The organism is Microvirga sp. GN3, from assembly GCF_055792825.1.
The window spans coordinates 169,116-176,048 of sequence record NZ_JBVVAK010000004.1; the positions used below are offsets into that span (position 1 = coordinate 169,116).

Annotated in this window: 7 protein-coding genes; all 7 read right to left on the reverse strand. The window is 68.7% G+C overall.

Annotated features, from left to right (window positions below):
• Nucleotides 1-387: 387 nt before the first annotated feature.
• On the reverse strand, nt 388-1,371 hold the full coding sequence (locus tag ACS5Q1_RS04045; RefSeq protein ID WP_473096983.1) for a beta-ketoacyl-ACP synthase III: 984 nt from the start codon (nt 1,369-1,371) through the stop codon (nt 388-390).
• Nucleotides 1,372-1,373: 2 nt separating this feature from the next.
• Nucleotides 1,374-2,663 (reverse strand): adenosylmethionine--8-amino-7-oxononanoate transaminase, encoded by a 1,290-nt coding sequence (locus ACS5Q1_RS04050; RefSeq protein ID WP_473096984.1) that lies wholly within the window; start codon nt 2,661-2,663, stop codon nt 1,374-1,376.
• Complete coding sequence (bioD, locus tag ACS5Q1_RS04055; RefSeq protein WP_473096985.1) at nt 2,660-3,283, reverse strand: dethiobiotin synthase; 624 nt, start codon at nt 3,281-3,283, stop codon at nt 2,660-2,662. Before bioD ends, ACS5Q1_RS04050 begins: the two co-directional genes overlap by 4 nt.
• Nucleotides 3,280-4,407 carry an 8-amino-7-oxononanoate synthase gene (locus ACS5Q1_RS04060; RefSeq protein ID WP_473096986.1) on the reverse strand — a complete coding sequence of 376 codons (1,128 nt, stop codon included), beginning with the start codon at nt 4,405-4,407 and terminating at the stop codon, nt 3,280-3,282. Before ACS5Q1_RS04060 ends, bioD begins: the two co-directional genes overlap by 4 nt.
• A complete protein-coding gene (gene bioB, locus ACS5Q1_RS04065) occupies nt 4,394-5,410 on the reverse strand; it encodes a biotin synthase BioB (RefSeq protein ID WP_473096987.1) in 1,017 nt (338 codons plus the stop codon). The genes ACS5Q1_RS04060 and bioB overlap by 14 nt, the downstream gene beginning before the upstream one ends.
• Before the next feature lie 89 nt (nt 5,411-5,499).
• Complete coding sequence (locus tag ACS5Q1_RS04070) at nt 5,500-6,165, reverse strand: GntR family transcriptional regulator (protein ID WP_473096988.1); 666 nt, start codon at nt 6,163-6,165, stop codon at nt 5,500-5,502.
• 249 nt (nt 6,166-6,414) lie between these two features.
• Nucleotides 6,415-6,933 (reverse strand): IS630 family transposase (locus ACS5Q1_RS04075; protein WP_473096989.1); only part of this gene is annotated, 519 nt, incomplete at its 5' end.

Consider the following 6,933-nt stretch of genomic DNA (forward strand, 5'->3'; position numbering starts at 1 on the left):
CCCCTCGGGCCCACGATCGGGGCCGGGGCAGCCCTGATCGCGGCCTGTCCTTTGGCGCACTGGGTGCACGTCTGCCGGGGGCAGGGTCGTCTTCGCGGTCGACAGCAGTCGCCGCATGATGGGCTTTCGCAGGCCAGATGTTCCGATGAAGACGACACACTCCGCTCATCGATGCACGAGTGGCCAGCCCGGGGCTCCGAGTGCTGATGGCAACGCATGCCCACATCTCGCCCACCGATCTCGGTTTCCCATTGGTTGGGAGCAGCGACGCATCTGGCTGTAGGTCGAGCTCGTGAGGAGTCGACGACGTCAGTCGTTGCATGAAGCACTGCGAAAGCCGGACAAGGGAGGGGACAGCGGAACTCTCTTGAAACTGAAATGGCAAGGCTATGTCACAAACCGATAAATGGCCGCCCCACCGGTGAGGCCCGCGCCGGCGGCAGCGAGAAGCAGAACGTCGCGGTCCCGAAGTTCGTGCGCCATGCTTGCTGTTGACAGCGTGAAGGGGATGGTCGCGGCGGACGAATTGCCGAACTCAGCCACAGTGGACAGCGTCCGTTCCGGCCTGATGGCCAGGTTCTCGCGCACGGCCGCGACGATGCGGGCATTGGCCTGATGCGGTACAAAACGGGTGACCTCACTGGCCGTAAGACCTGCCGTAGCGAGCACCTGTCGGCACGACGACACCATCATGTCGACGGCCCGGGCGAACACGGCGCGGCCGTCGCGCATCACCATGCGGTCCTCTCGCGCCGGCGTGCCGGCCGCCATCGGTCGGCGGCTGCCGCCGGCCGGGATCTGGATGAGCTCATAGCCGGCCCCGTCGCTGCCGAGCGAGGAAGCGAGAAGGCCCGCATCGGCAACATCGCTTGGTGCGATGACGACAGCACCGGCCGCGTCGGCGAAGAGTGCCGCCGTCACGCGGTCCTTCGGGTCGATGCGCCGCGACAGGATATTGGCGGCGATCACCAGCGCGGCACGCCCTGTCGTGCGCACGAAGCCCTCCGCCAGCACGAAGGCATACAGAAAGCCCGCACAGGCGCCGGTCAGGTCGACGGCCCCGCAGGCAAGGCCGAGGCGGTGAGCCACGAGCGGCGCGGTCGGTGGCAAGAGATGATCGGGCGTGCTGGTGGCGAAGAGCACGAGGCCGATTGACGAAGGCAACAGAGCGGCCCGGGAGAGCGCCATCGCGGCGGCCGGCACGGCGAGGTCGCTCACCGCCTCCCCGGGCGCCGCCCAGCGCCGCTCGCGGATGCCGGTGCGCCGCGCGATCCAACCGTCCTCCAGGCCGAGCCGGGCCTCGATCTCGGCATTCGTCACCACGCGCTGCGGCGCGTAGTGTCCGAGCCCGGCGATGCGCGTTCCCCGCATGGTCAGGCCCGCCCGAACCGCTCGGCCGCCGCGGCGATGGCGGCATAGACGCCATCGAGGTCTTCCGCCGTCACACAATAAGGCGGCATGACGTAGATGGTGTTGCCAAGCGGGCGAACGAGCAAGCCGGCCTCGCGGAAGAAGGCGGCGAGCGTCAGTCCGATGCCGGCGAGATAGCCGGGATCGTCGACGGCAAGGTCGAGCGCCGCGATCGTGCCGAGCCGCCGCACGTTTGCAAATCGCTGATCGTCGCGAAACTGCGCGATCCGCTCCTCCTGGAGCGTGCACAGGATCGCGATGCGCTCTTCGACCGGCTCCTCGGCCCAGACGGCGAGATTAGCGAGAGCCGCGGCGCAGGCGATGGGGTTGGCGGTGAACGAGCTCGAATGGAAGAAGGTGCGCGTGCGATCGGTCGAAAAATGAGCCTCGAAGATCTCGCGCCGGCACAGCGTGACGGCGAGCGGCAGCGAGCCGCCGGTCAGTCCCTTGGCGTAGCAGGCGATGTCAGGCGCGATGCCGGCCTGTGCGCAGGCAAAGAGCGCCCCCGTGCGGCCGAAGCCGGTCATCACCTCGTCAGCGATGAAGAGGACGCTGTGGCGTGTGCAGAGGCGCCGCATTTCCGTGAGCACCCAGGCGGGATAAATGCGCATGCCGCCGGCCCCGAGGATGAGCGGCTCGACGACGAGCGCGGCGCAGGGCCTCTGGCGGCATGCGGCGTCCAAGGCCACGAGCGTTGCCTCCTCGCGGCCGGGTTCGGGAAAGGGCAGGCGCGTCACATCAAAGAGCAGCGGCTCGTAGGCGGCGTTGTAGATGCCGCGCGCGCCCGTCGACATGGTGCCGATGGTGTCGCCGTGATAGCCGTGCTCGATCGCGATAATGCGCGTGCGCGGCTCGCCGACGTTGCGCCAGTAGCCGATCGCCATCTTGAGCGCGACCTCGACGGCGGTGGAGCCGCTGTCGGAGAAGAAGGCGTGGGTGAGCCCCGACGGCGCCAGTGCCACGAGCCGGCGCGCCAACTCCTCGGCCGCAGGATGGGTATGGCCGGCGAAGATCACCTGGTCGAGCTCTCCCGCCTGCTCGCGGATCGCTGCGACGATGCGCGGATGGCAATGGCCGTGGGTGATGACCCACCAGGAGGAGATGGCGTCGAGAAGACGCTCGCCCGCCGCGGTCGTGAGCCAGGCGCCTTGTCCGCGCACCACGACCGGCGGTTCCGGTGCGAGCGCGTGCTGGGTAAAGGGGTGCCAGACGGGGGACGGCCCGGCGAAGGTCATTTCATCGTCTGTCGTCATTGGAAATCGCCGATGTCGAAGCCGGTGGCGAAGGCGGCAGCGAGCCCGGCCGGCGTTAGCGCCGGCAGATGCGGCAGGCGGCCGAGGCGGCGCATGCCAGCGAGCTCGGCGATGATGCCCTCACTGTCCTCGTTGGCGGCTCCGATGAAGGCCACGCCGTGCACGGGGATGGCACGGCGCCGGAGCGCCTCGATGGCGAGAAGCGTATGGTTGATGGTGCCGAGGCTGGTGCGGGCGCAGAGCACCACCGGCAACGCCCAGGCGGCGAAGAGGTCGATGAAGAGCCGCCGGCGCGTGAGCGGCACCATCGGCCCACCGGCGCCCTCGACGACGAGCGGGTGTGCCACCGCCGGCAACGCCAGCGCCTCCACGTCGATTAGCGTCCCCTCGGCTTCCGCCGCCCGATGCGGCGAGGCCGGCAGGGTGAGGCGGTAGGCCTCCGGCAGGATGCGCTCCGCCGACAGGCCGGACAGCCGACGCACCGTCTCGGAATCCGTCTCGCCGTCGAGGCCGGCCTGCACCGGCTTCCAGTAGCAGGCGCCGAGAGCCCCGGCGAGAGCGGCAGCGAAGACGGTCTTGCCGATGCCGGTGTCGGTGCCGGTGATCATGAAGCCCCTCATGAGCGCCGCCTCACTAGCTCGTCGGCGAGGACCGCGACGAGCGCGTCGACGGCCGCCTCATTGACGTCGAGCGTCAAGGCAATGCGCAGGCGCGCTGTGCCCGGCGGTACCGTCGGCGGGCGGATGGCGCGCAGGTCGTAGCCTTGCGCCTGCAACGCTGCCGCAAGCGCCGTCGCGCGCCGGTCCGCCCCGACGATGATCGGCTGGATTTGTGTGGCCGTGGTAGGCAGGCCAATCGCGGCGAGCCGGCGCCGCGCGTGAGCGACGAGGGCGGCAAGGCGCTGGCGCCGGTCGTCTGCCGTGGCGACGAGGCCGAGCGCCGCGCGCACGAGGGCGGCGAGAAGCGGTGACGGCGCCGTGGCGTAGATGAAGCCGCGCGCCCGGTTGACCATGTAGTCGCGCAAGGTCTGCGGCAGGCAGACGAGCGCGCCCATGACGCCGAGCGCCTTGCCGCAGGTGTGCAGCGTCACGACATTGGGGCGTCCCTCGAGGCCTGCGGCGAAGCCCCGGCCGGCAGGTCCGCAGACACCGGTCGCATGCGCCTCGTCGAGCAGCAGCATTGCCTCGTGGCGGTCGGCGATGGTGAGGAGGTCCGCAAGCGGAGCGACGTCGCCATCCATACCGTAGAGAGTTTCGGCGGCGATCCACGGGCGGCCGCGCCCGCCCCTCGCCCGCCAGCGGCTGATGGAATCGTTGACCGCGCCCGCATCGTTGTGCGGCACCGCGACCGCCTCGGCGGGCGAAGCCATGAGCCCCTCGTGCACGCTCGCGTGGATCAGGGCATCGTGGACGACGAGGTCGCCGCGCCGCGGCAGCGTCGCGACGAGGGCGGCGTTGGCGGCGAAGCCGCCGGCCAGGAAGAGCGCGCTCTCGGCGCCGAAGAAGGCGGCGGCCTCCGCCTCGAGCGCCTCGTGCTCGGCATGGTTGCCGCGCAACAGGCGCGAGCCGCCCGCCCCCACCGGCACACCGCGGGCGAGCGCTTCGGCCGCCGCCTGCCGCAGCGCCTCAGACTCGGCGAGACCGAGATAGTCGTTGGAGGTGAAATCGATACCCCGGCGCGACGCGAGGCTGCGCAGCCGCCCGCGCCGGTGCAGCGCCGCCAGAGCCGCGTCATGCGTCGACATCGGCGCCCTCGCTGGGGCCAAGGGCCTTGAGTCCGAGGCGGGTGAAGAGGGCGGCATCCCGCTCCTCCCCCGCGTTGCGGGTCGTCAGCAAGGTCTCGCCAAGGAAGAGGGAATTGGCGCCGGCGAAGAAGCACAGCGCCTGGGCCTCGTCACTCATGTACTGGCGACCTGCCGACAGGCGCAGCACGCTCGTCGGCATCATGATGCGCGCGACCGCAATGAGGCGGGCGAAAGCAATCGCGTCCGGGCGCTCGGCCTGCGCGGCGACGGGCACGCCGGGCACCTCGTTCCACAGGTTGAGCGGTACGCTCTCCGGCGGCGCGGAGAGATTGGCGAGCAGCACCAGCATGTCGAGTCGGTCGGCGAGCGTCTCGCCCAGGCCGACGATGCCGCCGCAACAAAGCTTGAGGCCGGCGCAGCGGGCATGGGCGAGCGTCTCCAGCCGGTCCTCCAGCGTGCGCGTGGTGATGATCTCGCCGTAATAGGCGGGCGAGGTGTCGACGTTGTGGTTGTAGTAGTCGAGCCCCGCCGCGCGCAGCTCGTCGGCTTGTGGCTCGGTCAACATGCCAAGCGTAGCGCAGGTCTCGAGGCCGAGCGCTTTCACCGCCACGATCATGGCCGCGACGCGGGAGAGGTCGCGCGGCTTGGGGCTGCGCCACGCCGCGCCCATGCAGAAGCGCGTTGCACCCTCGGTCTTGGCGCGCCCGGCGGCGGCGATGACGTCGTCGAGATCCATCAGCCGCGTCGCCTTCACGCCCGTGTCATAGTGGACGCTCTGCGAGCAGTAGCCGCAGTCTTCCGGACAGCCGCCAGTCTTGATGCTGAGGAGACGGCTCAACTGAATATCGTTGGGATCGAAATGCCGCCGATGCAGCGTGTGGGCGCGAAAGAGGAGATCACTGAACGGCAGAGCGTACAGGGCCTCGGCTTTGGCCTGGGTCCAGCCCCCCAATTCCTGCTCCGCCGTCTCTGCCCGGGCGGGGCTCCGCGGGTCTCTGGCCATCGGCAATCTCCATTTTATAGATAATTTGTTATCTCTATCTCCAGATGGATTCCATGAAATCTATAAATTGGCAAGCCGATCTCTGCCAGTCAGCCGAAAACGGCAAAGCCGCCCTGCCCTGCAGCACCCGAGCGCTTCGGGTGCTGGCCGACGCGCTGGACGTGGCGGGCGAGCGTGGCACAGGCGGTCTCGACGTCGCCCTTGCGCAGGGCAGCAAGAACCGTCCGGTGCTCCACGTCGATGCGCGGCTCCCAGCCTCTGGTGAGGCTGGCGAAGAGGAAGCGCGCGCTCACCGCCTGCAGGTCGTCGATCGCCGCGAGCAGGCGCGGCATGCGGCAGGGCGCCAGAAGGAGGCGATGGAAGCGCCGGTTCGCCGCCTCCCACGCGCGGATGTCGCGGCAGCGATCGGCCTCGTCGGCCGCCTGTTCCGCCTCGTTCAGGATGGCCGGGGTCAGATGCGGCACGGCGTGGCGCAGCGCCAGGGCCTCCAGCGCCGCCCGCATTTCCGCCACTTCCCTCACCTCGGCCGAATCGAAGGAGGCGACGCGCACACCGCGCCGCGGCTCGCTGACGGCGAGACCTTGCGCCTCAAGGCGACGGAAGGCCTCGCGCACGGGCACGTGGCTGGCGCCGAACTCGGCGGCAACGTGGTCCTGCCGCAGCTTCTCGCCGGGCGCCAGCGCCCCGGAGACGATGCGCTCCGCCAGGATGCGGGTGATCTTTGCCGTGACTGTCTCTTCGGGCTCTCGATTCATGTTTTTGTAGATAATTTGAGCTGGGTCGGCTGTCGAGTGTCTTGGTACCTAGGAGAGCCTCCACTAGGCACCGTTCTGTTATTTCGGGGGTGGTCAAGCTCTATGCCTCGGCCTTCAGCGCAGACCAGCGCGAGACCTGATTCAGCAGGATTCCGCCCGCCTCAAAGAGCTAAGTCCGGAGCAGCGGATTGCCGCGCTTGGAGATCCGGCTGCCCTGATCGATCTTGCCCAACAGGTATCGTCCTGGGTCTAAGCAGCGATTCGGTGGTTGGCCAACGGATGGCGATTCCGTTCGCGATTGAGCATCATGACCGCCTCGTGGATGGCACAATCGAGGTTTTCTGGACCCGCGAAGATCTGGTGAGCAAGATGATGCTGCTTCAGATCGCGCCAGAGCTCTTCGATGTCGTTGAGCTCCGGCGTGTATTTCGGCAGCCATTCGACCGTGAGCCAGGGCGCCCGCTCGGCGAGTGCGGCGCGCGTCACCTTGCTGGTGTGGATCGGGCCATTGTCGAGGACGAGCACGATCGGCTTCTTCGCACGATCAGGCGTCAGGCCATATTGCGTGTCGATCTGTTCCAGAAGCGCGATGAAATCGGTACTGCGCTTGCTCCGGCTGGTGCGCACAATCAGGTCACGCGGGGCCCAGTCGAGCAGACCGAGCATCGCCACCTTGGCGGCTTGGCCGGGCGCTGGGATGCGCAGATCCGCACCCTTCTTGGCCCAGGCATGGGCCAGATAGGGATGGGTGAGCGCTTCGGACTCATC